Genomic DNA, 18,020 nt, shown 5'->3' on the forward strand with positions numbered 1-18,020 from the left:
GGGCGAGGCGTCCGTGGGCGCGTCTCGGGCAGGGCGTGGCCGGGCGGGAAGGTCGTCCCGGACGTGGGCCGGCCGGGCCCCTCAGCGAGCCAGGTACGCCCGCCAGCCCCCGTACGCCGTGATGTCCTCCGCGTCCACGAGGGCGGACGGTTCGCAGAGGAAGCCCGGGACGGAGCGGCCGTCGGCCAGGGCGACGCTGCCCAGGGTCATCGGGCGGGGGAGTCCCGCCAGCAGCCCGCCCAGGCCCGCCGCCGGGAGCCGCCAGACCTCCACCTCGATCGCGGAGCCGTCCCCGCCCGCATGGACCAGGCCGGGCTTCGGGGGATCCGTCCGCAGGGCGTGCAGACGGTAGACGGGCGCGGTCGTGGTCGTGCGGTCCAGCACGGCGCCCAGCGCCAGCAGGTGCGGGTTCAGTGGCTGGCCCGTCAGATGGGCGCCGGCCACGGCCACGTACGTGTCGGGGCGCAGGAGGTCCGCGACCGCGGCCAGCCGCTCGTCCGTGAACGCCGGACCGATCAGCATCACGCCGAACGGCAGGCCGTTCACCTCGCCCGCCGGAACGGCCACCGCGGCCAGGTCGAAGAGGTTCGTGGAGTTGGTGAAGCGGCCCAGACGGGCGTTGGCGCCCAGCGGGTCGGCGGCGACCTCGGCGAGGGTGGGGTGGCCGGGCGCGGTGGGGAGCAGCAGGGCGTCGGCGTCGGCGAGCGCGGCCAGCGCCCGGGCGCGCAGGGTGCCCAGGCGGTCGGTGTCCGCGTGGAGCCGGTGCGCGGGGATGTCCCGGGCGCGCGTGATGATGTCGGCGACGGTGGGGTCGAGCCCCTCCCCGCCCTCCGCCAGTGACTTGTCGACAAAGGAACCCACCGCCGTGTAGCGCTCGGCGACGAACGCGCCCTCGTAGAGCATCGCCGCCGCCTCCGTGAACGGCGCGAGGTCGATCGTGCGGAGTTCGGCCCCGGCGGCGGACACCTGCCGCACCGCCGCCTCGTACGCCTCGGCCCAGCCCGGGTCCAGCTCGCCGAGCCCGTCGGGCGCCGGCACCGCGATCCGCCAGGGCCCCGGTGCGCGAGCGGGCAGCGGACGCCCCGGCGCGGACACCATGTGCGCCAAGGCCTGTTCCGCCTCCCGCAGGGTCCGGGCGAACACGGTCACACAGTCCAGGGACGCGCAGGCCGGGACCACGCCCAGGGTGGACACCAGGCCGCGGGTCGGCTTCAGGCCGACGATGCCGTTGAAGGCCGCCGGGACGCGGCCCGAGCCCGCCGTGTCGGTGCCGAGGGCGAGGTCGGCGATGCCCAGGGCCACCGCGACCGCCGAGCCGGAACTGGAGCCGCCGCTGATCCGCCGCGGGTCGTGGGCGCACCGTACGGCGCCGTACGGGGAGCGGGTGCCGACCAGGCCCGTCGCGAACTGATCCAGGTTGGTGGTGCCGAGGACGAGGGCGCCCGCCGCCCGCAGCCGGGCGACCACGGGGGCGTCGGCCTCGGGCTCGTAGGCGTACGCCGGGCAGCCCGCCGTGGTCGGCATGCCTGCCACGTCGATGTTGCCTTTGACGGCGAGCAGCCGGCCGGCGAGGGGCAGGTGCTCGCCCGCCGCCACACGGGCGTCGAGCGCGCGGGCCTCCGCCTCGACGGCCTCCGGCGGGCGCAGGCCGATCCAGATCTCGGGGCGGTCGACGGCCTCGATACGGGCGTGGGCGGCGCGGACCCGGGCCAGGGTGGTGGACATGTCCGGTTCTCCTCTCACGGTGCGGCGGGGGCCAGGACGAGCAGGGCCGTCCCCGCCTCCACCTGGTCGCCCGGCCGGGCCAGGACCTGTGCCACCACGCCGTCGACCGGCGCGTGCACCCTGGACTCCATCTTCATCGCCTCCAGGGCGAGCAGCGGTTGGCCCGCCGTCACCTCGTCACCGGCGGCGACGTTCAACTGCCACACGGAGGCGGCGAACTCGGCCTCCACCAGGCGGCCGCCCGGCGGGACGGTCAGTTCGGCCGGTGCGGCCGGGGGCGCCGTCGCCGCGTCCGCGCGGGCGAACTCGCCGGCCGCCTCCCACGCGTCGCGTTCCGCGCCGAAAGCGGCCTGCTGGCGGGCCCTGAACTCCGCGATGGAACCCGCGTGTTCGACGAGGAAGGCCTCGTACTCGGCCAGCGAGAAGGTGCCCTCCTCGATGCGCGGTACGAAGCGTCCCGAGGTGATGTCGGCGCGCAGCTCCAGGAGTTCGTCGGCGTCGACGGGATACCAGCGGATCCGGTCGAAGAAGCGCAGCAGCCAGGGCCGGCCCGGCTCGAACGCGCCGCGCTGACGCCAGGGCGACCACACCTGCGTCGTACGCCCCACGAACTGGTAGCCGCCCGGCCCCTCCATGCCGTAGACGCAGAGATAGGCGCCGCCGATGCCGACCGAGTTCTCGGCCGTCCAGGTGCGGGCCGGGTTGTACTTCGTCGTCACCAGGCGGTGGCGCGGATCGAGTGGGGTGGCGACCGGCGCGCCCAGGTAGACGTCACCGAGGCCGAGGACCAGGTACTCCGCGGCGAACACCGTGTCGTAGACGTCCGCCACCGTGTCGAGGCCGTTGACGCGGCGGATGAACTCGATGTTCCACGGGCACCACGGGGCGTCCTCCCGCACCCCCGCCATGTAGCGGGCGATCGCCTCGCGGGTCGCCGGGTCGTCCCAGGACAGCGGGAGGTGGACCGTGCGGGAGGGCACGACCAGTTGGTCGGTCGGCGGCAGGGCCGCGGTCAGCTCCCGCACCATGGCGAGGAGTTCACGCTGCGACAGCCGTGTCGGGTCCGTCCGGATCTGGAGCGAGCGGATGCCCGGCGTGAGGTCGGTGACGCCGTCCGGGCACGCCTCGGCCACCGCCTCCATCAGCGCGTGGACGCGCATCCGCAGCGCCAGGTCCAGCTGCATCGGACCGAACTCGACGAGCAGGTTGTCGTCGCCGCTGCGCCGGTACGTCACGTCCCCGTCCCGCGCGAGGACGCCGCCGTCGACGATCGCGGGCCGGGGGCCGCCGTCCACGTCGGCCGGCCGGAACCGCACGGTGTCGCCGGGCCGCAGCTGGCCCAGCTTCCAGCGCTCGCCGCTCAGGATCGTCGCCGGGCACACGAAACCACCCAGGGACGGGCCGTCCGGGCCGAGCAGCACCGGCATGTCGCCCGTGTAGTCGACGGCGCCGACGGAGTACGGCGTGTCGTGGATGTTGGACGGGTGCAGCCCCGCCTCCCCGCCGTCGGCGCGCGCCCAGTGCGGCTTGGGGCCCACCAGCCTCACGCCGGTGCGGGCCGAGTTGAAGTGCACCTTCCAGTCCGCCGCGTAGAAGTCGCGGATGTCCTCCTCGGTGAAGAACTCCGGGGCCGCGTGCGGGCCCTCGGCGACGGCGATGTGCCACACGGAGGTGAAGGCGGGGCGGTCCACGACGGTGGTGTCCACGGCGGTGGTGCTCAGGGCGGTGGTGTCCACGGCGGTGGTGCTCAGGGCGGTGGTGTCCACGGCGGTGGTGCTCAGGGCGGTGGTGTCCACGGCGGTGGTGCTCACGGGTGTGGTGCCCGCGACGGTGGGGTCCGTGTCGGTGGCGGTCGCGACGGGGGCCGTGTCCACGTCGGCGGCTGTTCCGGTGTGCAGGACGTCCCCGGTGCGCAGCGCGCGGCCGCCGTGGCCGCCGAACCGGCCCAGGGTGAAGGTGCTCGCGCTGCCCAGGAAGGCGGGCACGTCCAGGCCTCCGGCGAGCAGGACGTAGGTCCGCAGGCCGTGTTCGACGGGCGCGCCGACCTCCAGCAGGGCACCGGCCGGTACGCTCACCGGCTCCCACTGGGAGACCGGGGCGCCGTCGACGGTGACCGCCGCGGGCGCGCCCGTGACGCACACCGTCGTCGGACGGCTGAAGCGCAGGGCCGGCCCCTGGAGTGTGCACTCCAGGCCCGGGGCGCCCTCGGGGTTGCCGAGCGCCCGGTTGCCGAGGCGGAAGGAGCGGTCGTCCATCGGGCCGGACGGCGGCACGCCGACCTGCCAGTGCCCGGTACGACCGGGCCAGTCCTGCACGGTGGTCAGCGTGCCGCCGGAGACGACCTCGACGCGCGGGGTCGGGTCGCGGACCTCGGCGAGGGTGGCCGTGGAATGGGTCGCGGTCACGAACCGGGGGTCCGCCAGCGCGGCCCGCACCAGCCCCAGGTTGGTCTCGATGCCGTCGATCCGGGTCCGGGCCAGCGCCTCGTCGAGGCGGGCCAGCGCATGGGCCCGGTCGGAGCCGTACGCGATCACCTTGGCGAGCATCGGGTCGTACGCCGGGCTCACCTCGGTGCCCGTCTCCACCCAGCCGTCCACGCGTACCCCGGCCGGGAACTCCACCCGCGTCAACAGGCCGGCGCCCGGCCGGTGGTCGCGGCTCGGGTCCTCCGCGTAGACGCGGGCCTCGACGGCGTGACCGCGCGGCGGGCCGGGCTCGTGCACGACGTCCCGCTCACCGCGGGCCAGCCGCAGCATCCAGGCGACCAGGTCGACGCCGTAGATCTCCTCGGTGACCGGATGCTCCACCTGGAGGCGGGTGTTGACCTCCAGGAAGTAGGCCTCCTCGCGGGCGGCGTCGTAGACGAACTCGACGGTGCCGGCGGAGCGGTAGCCGACCGAGGCGCACAACTCGCGGGCGCTGGTGGCGAGTCGCTGCCGCACGCGGTCGGGGAGTCCCGGTGCCGGCGCCTCCTCGACCACCTTCTGGTTGCGGCGCTGGAGGGAGCAGTCCCGGTCGCCGAAGGTGACGACCCGGCCCTCGCCGTCGCCGAAGACCTGCACCTCGACATGGCGGGCGTTCTCGACGAGGCGTTCCAGGAAGACCCCGGCGGAGGAGAAGGAGGCCGCCGCGACGCGCTGCACGCGCTCCCAGGCGTCCGTGAGTTCGCCGGCGGAGCGGCATGCCGACATACCGATGCCGCCGCCACCGCCGGTCGCCTTGAGCATGACCGGGTAGCCGATGCCGTCCGCCGCGGACAGCGCCTCCTCCAGGGAGGGCAGCAGTCCCGTCCCCGGGGCCAGCGGCACGCCCGCGGCCGAGGCCGCCGCACGGGCGGTGTGCTTGGCCCCGAACAGCTCCAGCTGCTCGGGCGTCGGGCCCACGAACACGATCCCGGCGTCCGCGCAACGCCGGGCGAAGCCCGCGTCCTCGGAGAGGAAGCCGTAACCGGGGTGGATCGCACCCGCGCCGGTGTCCTTGGCCGCCTTCAGGACGAGGTCACCGTCGAGGTACGACTCCTTCGCGGGCGCCGGGCCGAGCCGCACCGCCTCGTCGGCGAGCCGGACGTGCGGGGCCGAGCGGTCGGGATCGGAGTACACGGCGACCGTGCGCAGGCCCAGTTCGCGGGCCGTGCGCAGGACGCGGACGGCTATCTCGCCGCGGTTGGCGACCAGCAGCGTGTCGAAGTTCATGTGCTCGCTCCGTCGGTCGTCGTCCCGCCGGTCGTCACCGCGTCGTCGGTCGCGCCGGTGATCGTCATCTCCACGGCCGTCGGTGCGAAGCCGTTGCAGGGGTTGTTGATCTGGGGGCAGTTGGAGACCAGGACGAGCACGTCCCGTTCGGCGCGCAGGGCGACCGTCAGGCCCGGTGCGGACAGGCCGTCGACGATGCCGAGGGTGCCGTCCTTCTCGACCGGCACGTTCATGTACCAGTTGATGTTGGGGACCAGGTCACGCTTGCCGAGCCCGTGCTTGGCGCCCTCGGCCAGGAAGTTGTCCACGCACGCGTGCTGCGACCAGGTGTGGTGGCCGTAGCGCAGGGTGTTGGACTCCTTGGAGCAGGCACCGCCGACCGTGTCGTGCCGGCCCACGTCGTCCGCGACGACCGTCATCAGCGCGGTGTGCTCGTCGGACAGCAGCACGCTGCCCGTGGTGAGGAAGATGCCGCCCTGGGCGTGGATCGTGTCGGGGGCGCTGTAGCGCACGGACGTGTCGTGGGCGTCGTACACGAGGAAGTCGACGGCCTGGTTGCCGTGCAGATCGGTGATGGTCAGCGTCTCGCCGGTGCGTACGACGGACGACCAGGCGGCGCGGGCCGGAACGACGGTCGTGCTCATGCGAGCCCCCTGGCGGTGAGGAATTCGACGGTGTTCAGGAAGGCACGGCGGCCCTCGGGGGTGGCCTCCCACAGCGGGTCGCCGGGCGCGGTGGGCGCGGCCCGCCAGGCGAGGACCTCCAGCGGGGTGCTGACGTACCGCGCGCGCGGGTCGGCCGGGTGCGGCACGTTGGCGACGAGCACGGTCACGTCCTGCTCGGCGCGCAGGGTGACGCTGCCGCCGGGGCCGGCCGAGCCGGTGAAGTGAAGGGTGCCGTCGTCCCGGACCTCGACGCCCTGGAAGAAGGAGAGCGAGGGCGGCAGGTCGCGGGGTTCGAGGCCGTTCTTCGCGGCGGCCAGCTTGAACAGCTCGCGGCCCGCGGGGGAGGCGGACTGCGGGGTGCCGTCGCCGTACCGTCCGGTGTTGCGGACGAGGGTGGAGGTGCCGCACAGGGCGTCGTGCCGACCCGAGGTGTCGGCGACCACCGAGGCCAGCACCCGCCCCTGGTCGGAGAGGATCAGGACACCCTCGCCGAGGTAGGCGTTCCACTGGACCTTGACCGTGTCGGCGGTGTTCAGCCGTTCCCAGGGGCGGTCGGCGGCGTACAGCAGCAGGTGCGCGCAGGCGTCGCCGCGTATGTCGGTCAGACGCAGCTCGGTGCCGCGGGCCAGGACCCGGTGCGTGTAGTTGCCGCCCGCCACCGTCTCCGCCCACACCAGGTGGCCCGCCTCGCAGGGCGGAGCCGGCCAGTCCGCGGCCGGGACGACGGGCATGGTCTCGCTGCGCGTGCTCTCCTGGGCGCGCGCATGGGCACGGGCCCCGTACGTCGTCGCTGTCGCCATCAGGTCCTCCGGCTGGTGGGGGCGGGTCGTTTCCGTCGCTCGATTTCTGTCGCTCGACAGAAATTAGGGCCGGACCGGGTCGCCGCGGTTGCCGCCGGGTTGCCGAGCTGTTACCGGCGGCTCACGGCGGCCGGGCCCGGACACCCGGTGGGAGTCGCCGGCCGGGTGGCCGGCCGGTGTCGTGTGCGAGGATCGAACGCATGGGGACGACCAGTGGGCGCCGAGTCGGCAGACCGCGCGCCGCGCAGCGGCCCGACAGCGGGCTGGCGCCCCGGGCCGAACTGCTCTCGGCCGCCGCGGAGTTGTTCACCACCCGCGGTTACACGGCCACCACCACCCGCGCCGTCGCCGAGCGGGCCGGCATGCGCCAGGCCTCCATGTACCACTACGTCTCCGGCAAGGAGGAACTCCTCGCCGCCCTGCTGGAGTCCACGGTGACGCCGTCCCTGACCTACGCCCGTGAGTTGCTCGCGGACGACGCGCGGCCAGCCGAGGACCGGCTGTGGGAGCTGTGCCGTACCGACGTGGAGCTGCTGTGCGGCGGCCCGCACAACCTCGGCGGGCTGTACCTCCTGCCCGAGGTGCGCACCGAGCGGTTCGCCGGGTTCCACGCCGTGCGCGCCGAACTGAAGGACGGATACCGGCAGTTGCTCGCGGGGACCGCGGCGGGCGGCGCGCTCGCCAAGAGCGAGCTGGACCTGCGGACCGATCTCGTCTTCGGGCTCATCGAGGGCGTCCTCCTCGTCCACCGCTCCGACCCGGAGCGCCCCGTCTCGGAGTTCGCCCGCGCCACCGCCGACGCGGCGCTGCGCATCGCGGGAGCCTGACGCCCGTGCCTGACGCCCGTGCCTGACGGCGGCGCTTGACGCCAGTGCTTGACCGCGGTGCCTGAGTCGGCGCCTGACCGCGGTGCTTGACGCCGGCGCCTGACGGCAGGGTCTTGCGGCAGCGCCCGACGGGCCGTCTGACGGCAGCCTCGTGCCTCCTGTTTCACCCGTACCGGTGAGGGTGTTCGCGCGCCAATGTGTCGTTACGCCTTGTGTTCGAACGGATCCGGTGCGTGCAAACCGCCCGAGGTTACTCCACGTGCGGTGGCGGTTTCAGGCGGTTGCCGAATATGACACGGCGATGATCCGGTCGGACTAAGCTCGCCCGCGGCGCACCGAGTTGAGGCGTATTCGTGCGCTTGTTCCCCATTATCCCGAAGATACCGACAGATCCCCTACAGAGGGTGCCCACATGGTGAGTGTTCAGTCCCCACCCGGTCGCCGTGAACTGGCCCACGCGCGCTTGGTGTTGCTGCCGGCGATACTGATGGCCGCGGCGACCGGCGCGGCCGTCGCCCTGGTGGCGGCGCCGGCCCAGACCGCCGTCGGCGTCTGCGGAGCCGTCGCCACCCTCCTGGTGATCGCCGCCGGGGCCGAGTCGGTCCGCCGCGGCCGTCAACTGAAGGAACTGCGCGCGGAGAAGGAACGCCGGATCGCGTACCTGGAGCGCCGGGTCGCCGCCCAGGGGGAGCAGAACCTCCGGCTGGCCGACTACTTCGTCCCCCAGGCGGTGGCCTGGCTGCGCGCCGGGAACTCGCCCCGCGAGGTGATGCTCCACTTCGCCGACGTGGACGCCGACTACCGCGACCTCGACGAGGGCCAGCAGAAGGTGGTCAAGGGGATCCTCGAGATCGTCGACCACGAGGAGGCCCTGCGCGACTCCGCCCAGCGCTCGTTCGTCAGCGTCGCCCGGCGCGTCCAGGCCATCGTGCACCAGCAGGCCGCGGAACTGCGGGAGATGGAGGAGGACCACGGCCGTAACCCCGAGGTCTTCGACGACCTCCTGCGCATCGACCACGGCACCGCCCTGATCGGCCGTCTCGCCGACTCCGTCGGTGTGCTCGGCGGCGGCCGCCCCGGCCGCAACTGGCCCCAGCCGGTCCCGCTCTACAGCGTGCTGCGCGGCGCCATGTCCCGCATCCTGGAGTACCGGCGCATCCAGCTCGACTCCATCGCCAAGGTCAACATCCGCGGCCTGTCCGTCGAACCGCTCATCCACGCGCTCGCCGAACTCCTCGACAACTCCACCCGCTACTCGCCCCCCACCAGCAAGGTGCACGTCAACGCCGTCGAGGTGCAGACCGGCATCGCGATCGAGATCGAGGACGCCGGCGTCAGCCTCAGCGAGGAGGCCCGCGCCAAGGCCGAGCGCATGCTGGAACAGGCCATGGCCGGTGTCGACATCCAGGACGTCGGAGGCACCCCGCGCCTCGGCCTCGCGGTCGTCGGCCGGCTCTGCACGTCGTTCAACATGCAGGTGTCGCTGCGCACTTCGGCCTACGGAGGCGTCCGCGCCGTACTGATCGCGCCCAGCGAGATGGTCACCTCCGACCCGGCGCCCGGCTTCGCCCACGGCATCGGCGCCACCGCCGTACCGCAGATCGACCTGGGCAACATCGAGGTCGAGAGCCCGAAGAGGCCTCCGAAGAAGCGCCGCCCCACCAACCCGAGGATCCCGGCGGGTGTCTCCCTGGACGACGACGAGGTGCCCGAGGTCACCGAGTGGACCGACAAGGGCCTGCCGCAACGCCGCAGCAAGACCACGATCCCGATCAGCCAGCGCTACCGCGAGGCGTACGCCGCGCAGGCGGCCGAACTCGCCGGCGAGCCGGACCCGTTCGCGCAGCCCAAGCCGGAGCCCGATCCCGACAAGAAGCGGCAGGAGCCCGGCGTGGCCTTCGAGGCCTTCTGGGAGGGCCTGAAGAAGGAGGCCCCTCCGGGACACCACCCGACGGACTTCACCCGCAATCCCACCGCGTATCTGCATCTGCTCAAGGACAAGGCCAGGCCCGAGGCCGACGACGAAGGGGACCTCACGTGATCCAGCAGCGCCAAAACTTCGACTGGCTGCTCAAGGAGCTCTACGACGGGGTTCCGGGCATCGAGATGATCGTCGTGCTCTCGGCCGACGGACTGCGCATCGCCCGCTACGCCGGTGACCCCGACGCCGCCGACCGGGTCGCCGCGGCCTGCGCGGGCCTGCAGAGCCTGGCCAACGCCGTCGCCCAGGAGATCCACTCCAGCGACGGCGAGATGAACCTGGTCATGATCGAACTGAACGGCGGCTACTTCTACATGATGTCCGCCGGCGCCAACGCCTACCTCGCCGTCCTGGCGGACGTACGCTGCGAGGCCGGCCGGATGAGCGCCATGATGCGGGACCTCGTGGTTCGGATCGGCGCCCATCTGACCAGCCCGCCCCGCCGCAACGGGCAGAGCGTATGACGCCTCCACAACGCCGTCGGCGCGACCCCGTCCCCGAACACCCCCCGCCCCCGCAGCCGCCGAAGGAGGGGGAGGGCAAGAACCCCGAGCGGCTGTACATCATCACCGGCCCCGACGGCGAACGCGCCCCGCTCGACCTCGTCACGTTGATCGTGGCGCGTGCCGAACCGCCCTCCTCCGCCCCTCCGGAGCAGTCGGCGGTGCTGCGGATGTGCCGGGCCCCGCTGTCGGTGGCCGAGGTGTCGGCCTACCTCGGCCTGCCGTTCAGCGTGGTGACGGTGCTGCTCACCGAGATGCTGGCGGCCGAACTGGTCCAGGCGCGCGCCCCGATCGTCCGGCAGCACCTCCCCGACCGTTCCCTTCTCGAAGCGGTGATGCATGGACTTCAACGGCTCTGACACCATCCCCGGCCCACGCGCCGAGGACCATCTGCCGCACACCACCACGGCGGCGGCCAAGATCGTCATCGTGGGCGGCTTCGGTGTCGGCAAGACGACGATGGTCGGATCGGTCAGCGAGATCAAGCCGCTGACCACCGAGGAGACCATGACGCAGGCCGGTATCGGCGTCGACGACAACTACGGCTCCGACACCAAGACCGCCACCACCGTGGCGATGGACTTCGGCCGGATCCGCATCACGGACCAGGTGGTGCTCTACCTCTTCGGCACCCCCGGCCAGGAGCGGTTCTGGTTCCTGTGGAACGGCCTGTTCGAGGGCGCCCTCGGCGCGGTCGTCCTCGTCGACACCCGCCGCCTGGAGGTCAGCTTCGAGGTCATGGGCAGGCTGGAGGAGCGCGGCGTGCCCTTCGTGGTCGCCGTCAACACCTTCCCCGACGGGCCTCGTTACCCGCTGGAGGACCTGCGGGGCGCCCTCGACCTGCCGCCCGAGGTCCCGATCGTGGAGTGCGACGTGCGCCGCAGGGCATCGAGCCGCGATGTGCTGGTGACGCTGACGCGCTTCCTGCACAACCTCGCGCTGACCGGCAAGCTCACCTGACACCCGCCCGATCCCGCCCGTCCGCCCTGCCCGGCCTTCCCGGTCCTCGGGACCGGTCTCACCCCGTCCCGACCTTCCGGGACGGCCCCGGCCCCACCCCGGCTCCCGGACCGGCCCCACCCCGGCTCCCGGACCGGCCCCACCCCGGCTCCCGGACCGACCCCTGCCGGGCTCCCCGCCCCGCCCCTCCCCCCTTCCTCGACCTCCTCCCTCCGCACCCAGACCCCCCGACCCCCCCCGACCCCCCCCCGCCCCCCCCGACCCTCCCGGACTCTCCCGGATCCCTTCGGAGCGACCCAGTGACGCCTGACCACCCCCCGACGACCGGTCCGCACGACCTCGCCCTCGACCCGCCGCCCGGCTGCCCCGCGCACGGCCGTGGCCCCGGCGGACTGCACCGGCTCTACGGGCCCGGAGCGGAGGACCTGGACGACCTCTACGAGCAACTGCGCGAACAGCACGGCCCGGTGGCGCCCGTACTCCTCCACGACGACGTGCCGATGTGGGTGGTCCTCGGCCACGCCGAGAACATGCACATGGTGCGCACGCCCTCCCAGTACAGCCGCGACAGCCGCATCTGGACGCCCCTGCTGGACGGCATGGTCAAGCCCGACCACCCGCTCATGCCGCACATCGCCTGGCAGCCCATCTGCTCCCACGCCGAGGGCGACGAGCACAAGCGGCTGCGCGGCGCGGTCACCGCCGCCATGGCGACCATCGACGACCGCAGCGTGCGCCGGTACATCTACCGATCCACCCAGCGGCTGGTCAACCGCTTCTGCGAGCGGGGCCGGGCCGAGCTGGTCGGCCAGTTCGCCGAGCATCTCCCGATGGCGGTGATGTGCCATGTCCTCGGCATGCCCGAGGAGTACGACGACCGGATGGTCCACGCGGCCCGGGACGCGCTCAAGGGCACCGAGACCGCGATCGCCAGCCACACCTACGTCATGGAGGCGCTGAGCCGGCTCACCACCCGCCGCCGCGCCGAACCCCAGGACGACTTCACCAGCCACCTCGTCCTGGACCCGGCGGGACTGACCGACGACGAGGTCCGCGAGCATCTGCGCCTGGTCCTCTTCGCCGCCTACGAGGCCACGGTCAACCTGCTCTCCAACGCGCTGCGCATGGTCCTCACCGACCCGCGGTTCCTCGCCCAGCTCAACGGCGGGCAGATGACCGTGCCCGAGGCGGTCGAGCAGTCCCTGTGGGACGAGCCGCCGTTCAGCACCGTCTTCGCCTACTTCGCCAAGCAGGACACCGAACTGGGCGGTCAGCGCATCCGCCGGGGCGACGGCCTCCTCTTCGCGCCGGCACCGGGCAACGTGGACCCACGGGTCCGTCCCGACCTGTCCGCCAACATGCAGGGCAACCGCGCCCACCTGGCCTTCGGCGGCGGCCCGCACGAATGCCCCGGCCAGGACATCGGCCGCGCCATCGCGGACGTCGGCGTCGACGCCCTGCTGACGCGGCTGCCGGACGTGCAGCTGGCCTGCGCGGAGGAGGACCTGCGCTGGACGACGTCGATCGCCTCACGGCACCTCGTGGAGCTGCCCGTCCGCTTCGAGCCGAAGCAGCAGCAGGACGTCATGGTCAGGCCGACCCACGGCGCGCTCCCGCCGCCGCGCCCCGTCCTCCCGCTGACCCTCGACATCAAACCGGCACCCGCCGCCATCGCACCGGTCGCCCCGCCCCTGGCCACCCGTCTGCCACCGCCGTCCGCCGAACCCCGGCCGGCCACGGTCCCGAGGCCCGCCCCCGACCCGACGCCCGAACCGGCGCCCGCTCCCGAACCGGCCCGTCGGCCGAACGCCTGGCGCCGCTTCCTCGCCTGGTGGAGCGGCTACTGACCCAGGTCGCGCCCGCCGCCCCCACCGTCGTACGACGACCAGGCGGCCAGCGTCCGCCCGCTCCGCAGCCGGTGCTCCGCCCCCGTGACCGGATCGGTGAACTCCAGCTCCCGCGCCAGCAGTTGCAGTGGGCGCCGGAAGTCGCCGGCCGGTCCCGGGGCGGTGACCCGCGGATAGAGGGGGTCGCCGAGGATGGGCACGCCGAGCGCGGTCATGTGCACCCGCAGCTGATGGGTCTGCCCGGTCTCCGGGACCAGCCGGTAGCGGGCGAGCCCGTCCGGCCGGTGCTCGACCAGCTCGACACGGCTGACCGCGTTGGGCTCGCCCGGCACCTCGCGGGCGGTCAGCGTGCCGCGTTCCTTCACGATCCGGCTGCGCACGGTCACCGGCCGCGCCAGCGCCGGATCGTACGGCGCGACCGCCTCGTACACCTTGCGGACCCGGCGGTCGCGGAACAGGGTCTGGTACGCGCCGCGCTCCTCGGGGCGCACGGTGAACAGCACCAGCCCCGCGGTGAGCCGGTCGAGACGGTGGGCGGCGCCCAGCGCGGGCAGCTGGAGGTCCCGCCGCAGCCGGGCCAGCGCGGTCTCGGTGACATGGCTGCCGCGCGGGGTGGTGGCGAGGAAGTGCGGCTTGTCCGCGACGACGACATGCTCGTCGCGGTACACGATCTCCATCGGGAACGGCACCGGTTCCTCGACGGGCAGGTCCCGGTGGAACCAGACGAACATGCCCGGCACGTAGGCGGCGTCGGCCGGCACCGCCCGCCCGTCGGCGCCGACGATCCGCCCTGCCGCGAACATCGAGTCCACGGCCTCGGCCCGCGCCGTGCCGAACCGCTCCGCCAGATGCTCCCGTACGGTCGCCCAGTGGCCGTCGCCCGGCAACCGCACCCGGACCGGATCGACCCCCTCCCGCTGGGGGAGGGGGGACTGCGGGGGAGGGGTGCGGCGTCTCATCGGCACCACCCTACGGCGGCCGCGAACTCCGGTCGGCGTGCTCCCGCCCCGGTCGGCGAGGTGCCGGCCCCGCCCTCTCCGACCGCTCCCGTCCGGCCCGCCGGCCCCCTCGCCGAGTCCCCCCAGCCGGTCGTCCGCGCCGGCGACGGTCCGGTACCGCGCCCGGAGGACGGACGGGACGCGCCCCACGTCCACACGGCTTCCCAGGCCCCCTGAGCCACCGCGGCACGTCCGGGCTCCCGACTCCGTCGCGGAGGTCACCGGCCGGGTCGAGGGGTGGCCGGCCTCCACGCACACACGTGTCCATTGACGGCTCGGGCCGGGCACGCGGGTGTGCGGGGTCGCACCGGTTCGAGTGCCGCACACGCGCGTGGCGCGCACCGGGTCAGCCGGTCGCCGGCTTCGGCATCGGAGCCGTCTCCGCAGGCGTCGCCCGGACCGTCCTGCACGCCCGGTGCACGCGGTAGGCGAGGCCCGCCGCCACCGTCGCGCCGAGGAACAGCACCGTGAACCACTGGAAGTACCAGTGCCCGCCCGCCGGGTCGTACACCGCCGCCCGTGGCCAGGCCAGGTTGACGGTCATGAACAGGCCGTAGAGGAGGGCGAGGGCGTTCACGGGGACGCCCCAGCGGCCCAGGGAGAACAGGGGCGCGCCCGTCTCGTCCGTGCCCGCCGAGGAGAACTGGCCCCGCAGCCGACGGACCAGCAGGGGGCCGGTGACCATGGCGTAGGCCAGGTACAGCATCACGATGCACGTCGTGCCGATGGCCAGGAACGCCTCGGGGGACGCGAAGTTGAGCAGGAGCAGCGCCGCCGCGAGGACGCCGACGACCAGGGCGGGGGCGCTCGGCATGCCGGTGCGGGGGTTGACGCGGGCGAGGCGGCCGGAGAACGGCAGCTGCCCGTCGCGGGCCATCGAGAACAGCATCCGGCAGGCCGCCGTCTGGATCGCCAGGGTGGCCACGGTGATCGCCACCACGACGTCCGCCAGCAGTGCCTTGCCGACACCGTCCCCGAGGCTGCTGGTGAGGACGTAACTGAGACCGTCCACGCCGAGGCGGCCGTCGGTGAGACTGGGCGCGGCGAGCAGGCCGCCCAGCACGATCAGCCCGCCGAGCAGACCGGCCGCACCGAGCGCGGTGAGGATCGTGCGGGGCGCGGTGCGACGCGGATGATGCGTCTCCTCGCTCATCTCACCGGCGCTGTCGAAACCGATCATGACGTAGGCGGCGGTGAAGGAGCCCACCAGCAGCGCCCCCAACAGGCCTTCCTGCCCGGCCCCTCCGGTGTGGAAGGTGATGCTCGGGGAGCGTTCGGAGTGGGTGAGCAGCAGGACGACGATGAGCACCGCGCCGATGATCTCGGCCGTGACGCCGACCCGGTTGACGACGGACATCACCCGGTTGTCGAGGACGTTCACCAGGGTGGTGAGCGTCAGCAGGATCACGCCGAGCAGTGCCGCGTTGGCCGCGCCGCCGGGCGAGGTGGGCGCCGGGTCGGTGCCGATCAGCTGGAAGCCCGACCAGATCGCCGGCAGCACCATCTGGAGCGCCAGCGCGGCCGCCGCGACGACGACGACCTGGCCGATCACCATGATCCAGCCGGCGAACCAGCCGAAGGCGGGCGTCGACAGGCGTGACGACCACTGGTAGATCGCGCCCGAGATCGGGTAGCGCGCCGCCAGCTCCGCGAAGCAGGCGGCCACCAGCAACTGCCCGGCCAGCACCGCCGGCCACGCCCAGAGGAAGACGGGGCCACCGAAGGCGTACCCGAAGGCGAAGAACTGGAAGACGGTCGTCAGGACGGAGATGAAGGAGAACCCGGCGGCGAACGAGGCGTACCGGCCCAGGCTGCGGTGCAGCTCCTGGCGGTAGCCGAACGCGGCGAGGGACCCGTCGTCGGGTCCGGGGGAGTGCGGCGGATCGGGGCGTACGTCGGATCGGGTCGTGGTGGTCACGGCGGAACCTGCCTTCGGCTGCCTTGGGCGCGTGCCCCTGCGAATTCCTGTCGGTCGACAGAAATTAGGGAGCGGCTGTTTCCACCGCGTCACGCGAGCGTGTCCGCGCCGGGCCCAAGTCCTCACGTCCTCGCCGGCCCTCGACCATCGCGACATGTCGTGAGAGGACGGGCTCACCGGATCGTGGCCGTGCGGACCCGGGGCCCTCGGCGCGGCGGGGAGCCGGGAGCGGCCGCCCGGCCTGCGGGGAGGACCCCGGCATCCTGCTCGCCACGCACCGCCTGGGGGAGGTCGACCGGCGTGCCGAGGGGGTCACCGAGCGGGTTGCCGAGCGGTCGCATCGGCGACCGGGGCCGGGTCGTGGTCGGGCACGCCCGAGGAACCTCAGGGGCGCGAACTCGCCCTCGACGGGCCGCCGGGCGGGCGCGAGGTGGTGTGATGCGGACGCCGGGGCGTACTGCCGGGCGTGCGCGTCGCGGTGTGGTGCGGACGCCGGGTCACCGGCCGGTGTACCGGGTTCGGGGCGTCGTCCGCCGCCCTCGGGCCTGCCGGTGCGCCGACGGCAGGCGATCGTCGCCGTCGAGGGCCGAACGACCCGCGGCCACCGCCCCGCTGAGCGGGTCGACCCACGCGAGGTCCCGCATCCGTGCCGAACGACCCCCGGTCACCGCACGGTTGTGGGGGTCGGCTCTACCTGCGAGGTGCCGCCGTCCCCTGGGCGTCAGGTGCGAGGTGGCGCCTCCCGCCGGGAGCCACGTGTGAGGTGCCACCTCCCACCGGGCATCCGCGCCGGGCGGTGAACGCGCGGAGACGGAGGTCGGTGGCGGCTACAGGAAGTCCGGCGTCGAGGGGGGTGCGGTGCGGCCGGCGTCGCCGAGCGGCGTGGGCGGATCGGCGGGGACGGGTCGCCGCGGTGCACTGGTCCCCCCGGCTCCGACCTCGATCCCGGCCGCGGCCCGGCCGGGGCGCGGTCCTCGTCCGCGCCAGCGCACCACCGGACCTCTGCCGCGGCGACGGTGCGGCCGTCCACCGGAGACAGCGGCCGTAGCACCGCTGGATGCCGGGGGTGCGGCCTCGGGAGGCCGGCCGTACGCGGTCACCAGCCGGCCTACTTCACGGCGCGCCAGGCTTCACGGCGCGCCCCTTCCACGGCCCGAGCCGTCCCCCGCGCGGCCCGCCCACTGCCAGCCTCAAGCGGCCGGCCTGGCCTCCTGCTCGGCCTCCACGCGCGCGTTCCACTCGCGCTTGGTGGCCTGCCAGCCGTCCTCGTTGTGACCCAGGCGCCAGTAGCCCGACACCGACAGGTCCTCGCGGGGAATCTGCATCTCGACCCGCAGCAGCTTGCGCAACTCCTTCACGAAGGCGGCCTCGCCGTGCACGAACGCGTGCGGCCGGCCCTCGGGGAACGGGAGCCCCCGGACGGCCTCCACGAGCCGCTCGCCGACCGGACGCCCGCCGCGGTGCAGCCAGACGACCTCCACGTCCGAGTCGATCTTCTGCTCCTCCTCGGGTCCGGAGACCTCGATGAAGGCGTGCGCCTCGGTCCCGGCGGGCAGCGACTCCAGCGCCGCGGCGATGGCCGGCAGCGCGCTCTCGTCACCGGCCAGCAGGTGCCAGTCGGCCGTCGGGTCGGGGGCGTAGGCGCCACCGGGGCCCATGAAGAGGACGGTCTCGCCCGGCTGGACGCGGGCCGCCCACGGCCCGGCGAGGCCCTCGTCGCCGTGAAGAACGAAGTCCAGGGTCAGCTCGCGGTGCTCGGGGTCCCAGTGGCGCACCGTGTACGTGCGCGTCACGGGCCACTGCTCGCGGGGGAACTCCGCGCGCACGCGCTCCAGGTCGAAGGGGTCCGGGTAGGTCACGCCCTCGGCCCCGAACAGCAGTTTCACGTAGTGATCGGTGCAGGTGTCGGCGGCGAACTCGGCCAGTCCCTCGCCGCCGAGGACGACACGCTGCATGTGCGGAGTGAGCCGTTCGGTGCGGAGGACCTGCGCGGAGTGGGGCTTCCGCGGCTTCCGTGCCGGACGTTCTGCCATGACAGCCTCCCGGGCCTTCCGTGGTTAGGTTAACCTAAGTTAGCACCTCGACCCCTGCGGCGCCCCAACCT

The 18,020-nt window shown here is 73.6% G+C and carries 13 protein-coding genes; 6 read left to right on the forward strand and 7 right to left on the reverse strand.

What is annotated here, in order from left to right:
* Window positions 1-81 precede the first annotated feature (81 nt).
* Genes atzF through ACFYO5_RS28655 form a run of 4 tightly spaced genes read right to left on the reverse strand, consistent with a single transcriptional unit; the run spans window position 82 to window position 6,882 of the window.
* Window positions 82-1,725, reverse strand: coding sequence for an allophanate hydrolase (gene atzF / locus ACFYO5_RS28640; protein ID WP_388714078.1), 1,644 nt, complete (start codon window positions 1,723-1,725; stop codon window positions 82-84).
* Window positions 1,726-1,739: 14 nt separating this feature from the next.
* Window positions 1,740-5,417, reverse strand: coding sequence for a biotin carboxylase N-terminal domain-containing protein (locus ACFYO5_RS28645; RefSeq protein ID WP_388714081.1), 3,678 nt, complete (start codon window positions 5,415-5,417; stop codon window positions 1,740-1,742).
* A complete protein-coding gene (locus ACFYO5_RS28650; RefSeq protein ID WP_388714084.1) occupies window positions 5,414-6,061 on the reverse strand; it encodes an urea amidolyase associated protein UAAP2 in 648 nt (215 codons plus the stop codon). Before ACFYO5_RS28650 ends, ACFYO5_RS28645 begins: the two co-directional genes overlap by 4 nt.
* Window positions 6,058-6,882 carry an urea amidolyase associated protein UAAP1 gene (locus tag ACFYO5_RS28655; RefSeq protein ID WP_388714086.1) on the reverse strand — a complete coding sequence of 275 codons (825 nt, stop codon included), beginning with the start codon at window positions 6,880-6,882 and terminating at the stop codon, window positions 6,058-6,060. Before ACFYO5_RS28655 ends, ACFYO5_RS28650 begins: the two co-directional genes overlap by 4 nt.
* A gap of 200 nt (window positions 6,883-7,082) precedes the next feature.
* Between ACFYO5_RS28655 and ACFYO5_RS28660 the strand changes: the two genes are divergently transcribed.
* The 6 genes from ACFYO5_RS28660 to ACFYO5_RS28685 all read left to right on the forward strand — a co-directional run bounded on the left by ACFYO5_RS28660 (window position 7,083) and on the right by ACFYO5_RS28685 (window position 13,000).
* Window positions 7,083-7,709 carry a TetR/AcrR family transcriptional regulator gene (locus tag ACFYO5_RS28660; RefSeq protein ID WP_388714089.1) on the forward strand — a complete coding sequence of 209 codons (627 nt, stop codon included), beginning with the start codon at window positions 7,083-7,085 and terminating at the stop codon, window positions 7,707-7,709.
* Between the two features lie 412 nt (window positions 7,710-8,121).
* Window positions 8,122-9,750, forward strand: a complete 1,629-nt coding sequence (locus ACFYO5_RS28665) for an ATP-binding protein (protein WP_388714092.1) — start codon at window positions 8,122-8,124, stop codon at window positions 9,748-9,750.
* Window positions 9,747-10,154 (forward strand): roadblock/LC7 domain-containing protein, encoded by a 408-nt coding sequence (locus tag ACFYO5_RS28670; RefSeq protein WP_356563317.1) that lies wholly within the window; start codon window positions 9,747-9,749, stop codon window positions 10,152-10,154. The genes ACFYO5_RS28665 and ACFYO5_RS28670 overlap by 4 nt, the downstream gene beginning before the upstream one ends.
* Window positions 10,151-10,552: a DUF742 domain-containing protein gene (locus ACFYO5_RS28675; RefSeq protein ID WP_356563315.1), complete on the forward strand. Its 402-nt coding sequence runs from the start codon at window positions 10,151-10,153 to the stop codon at window positions 10,550-10,552. Before ACFYO5_RS28670 ends, ACFYO5_RS28675 begins: the two co-directional genes overlap by 4 nt.
* Window positions 10,533-11,153 (forward strand): ATP/GTP-binding protein, encoded by a 621-nt coding sequence (locus ACFYO5_RS28680; RefSeq protein WP_356563313.1) that lies wholly within the window; start codon window positions 10,533-10,535, stop codon window positions 11,151-11,153. The genes ACFYO5_RS28675 and ACFYO5_RS28680 overlap by 20 nt, the downstream gene beginning before the upstream one ends.
* A 299-nt stretch (window positions 11,154-11,452) precedes the next feature.
* Window positions 11,453-13,000: a cytochrome P450 gene (locus tag ACFYO5_RS28685; protein ID WP_388714097.1), complete on the forward strand. Its 1,548-nt coding sequence runs from the start codon at window positions 11,453-11,455 to the stop codon at window positions 12,998-13,000.
* On the opposite strand, the gene ACFYO5_RS28690 is transcribed toward ACFYO5_RS28685, so the two are convergent.
* The 3 genes from ACFYO5_RS28690 to ACFYO5_RS28700 form a co-directional block, all read right to left on the reverse strand.
* On the reverse strand, window positions 12,994-13,959 hold the full coding sequence (locus tag ACFYO5_RS28690) for an RluA family pseudouridine synthase (RefSeq protein WP_388714100.1): 966 nt from the start codon (window positions 13,957-13,959) through the stop codon (window positions 12,994-12,996). The genes ACFYO5_RS28685 and ACFYO5_RS28690 overlap by 7 nt on opposite strands.
* A 385-nt stretch (window positions 13,960-14,344) precedes the next feature.
* A complete protein-coding gene (locus ACFYO5_RS28695) occupies window positions 14,345-15,916 on the reverse strand; it encodes an amino acid permease (protein WP_388714103.1) in 1,572 nt (523 codons plus the stop codon).
* 1,190 nt (window positions 15,917-17,106) lie between these two features.
* Window positions 17,107-17,949, reverse strand: coding sequence for a siderophore-interacting protein (locus tag ACFYO5_RS28700; protein ID WP_388714106.1), 843 nt, complete (start codon window positions 17,947-17,949; stop codon window positions 17,107-17,109).
* Window positions 17,950-18,020: the final 71 nt, after the last annotated feature.

The organism is Streptomyces sp. NPDC006259, assembly GCF_042870975.1.
Taxonomy (GTDB): Bacteria; Actinomycetota; Actinomycetes; order Streptomycetales; family Streptomycetaceae; genus Streptomyces.

What these genes read in the sequence shown, in the direction of transcription:
- atzF (WP_388714078.1), bottom strand. Translation starts at nt 1,725, where the DNA reads ATGTCCACCACCCTGGCCCGGGTCCGCGCCGCCCACGCCCGTATCGAG.
- ACFYO5_RS28645 (WP_388714081.1), bottom strand. Translation starts at nt 5,417, where the DNA reads ATGAACTTCGACACGCTGCTGGTCGCCAACCGCGGCGAGATAGCCGTC.
- ACFYO5_RS28650 (WP_388714084.1), bottom strand. Translation starts at nt 6,061, where the DNA reads ATGAGCACGACCGTCGTTCCGGCCCGCGCCGCCTGGTCGTCCGTCGTA.
- ACFYO5_RS28655 (WP_388714086.1), bottom strand. Translation starts at nt 6,882, where the DNA reads ATGGCGACAGCGACGACGTACGGGGCCCGTGCCCATGCGCGCGCCCAG.
- ACFYO5_RS28660 (WP_388714089.1), top strand. Translation starts at nt 7,083, where the DNA reads ATGGGGACGACCAGTGGGCGCCGAGTCGGCAGACCGCGCGCCGCGCAG.
- ACFYO5_RS28665 (WP_388714092.1), top strand. Translation starts at nt 8,122, where the DNA reads ATGGTGAGTGTTCAGTCCCCACCCGGTCGCCGTGAACTGGCCCACGCG.
- ACFYO5_RS28675 (WP_356563315.1), top strand. Translation starts at nt 10,151, where the DNA reads ATGACGCCTCCACAACGCCGTCGGCGCGACCCCGTCCCCGAACACCCC.
- ACFYO5_RS28680 (WP_356563313.1), top strand. Translation starts at nt 10,533, where the DNA reads ATGGACTTCAACGGCTCTGACACCATCCCCGGCCCACGCGCCGAGGAC.
- ACFYO5_RS28690 (WP_388714100.1), bottom strand. Translation starts at nt 13,959, where the DNA reads ATGAGACGCCGCACCCCTCCCCCGCAGTCCCCCCTCCCCCAGCGGGAG.
- ACFYO5_RS28700 (WP_388714106.1), bottom strand. Translation starts at nt 17,949, where the DNA reads ATGGCAGAACGTCCGGCACGGAAGCCGCGGAAGCCCCACTCCGCGCAG.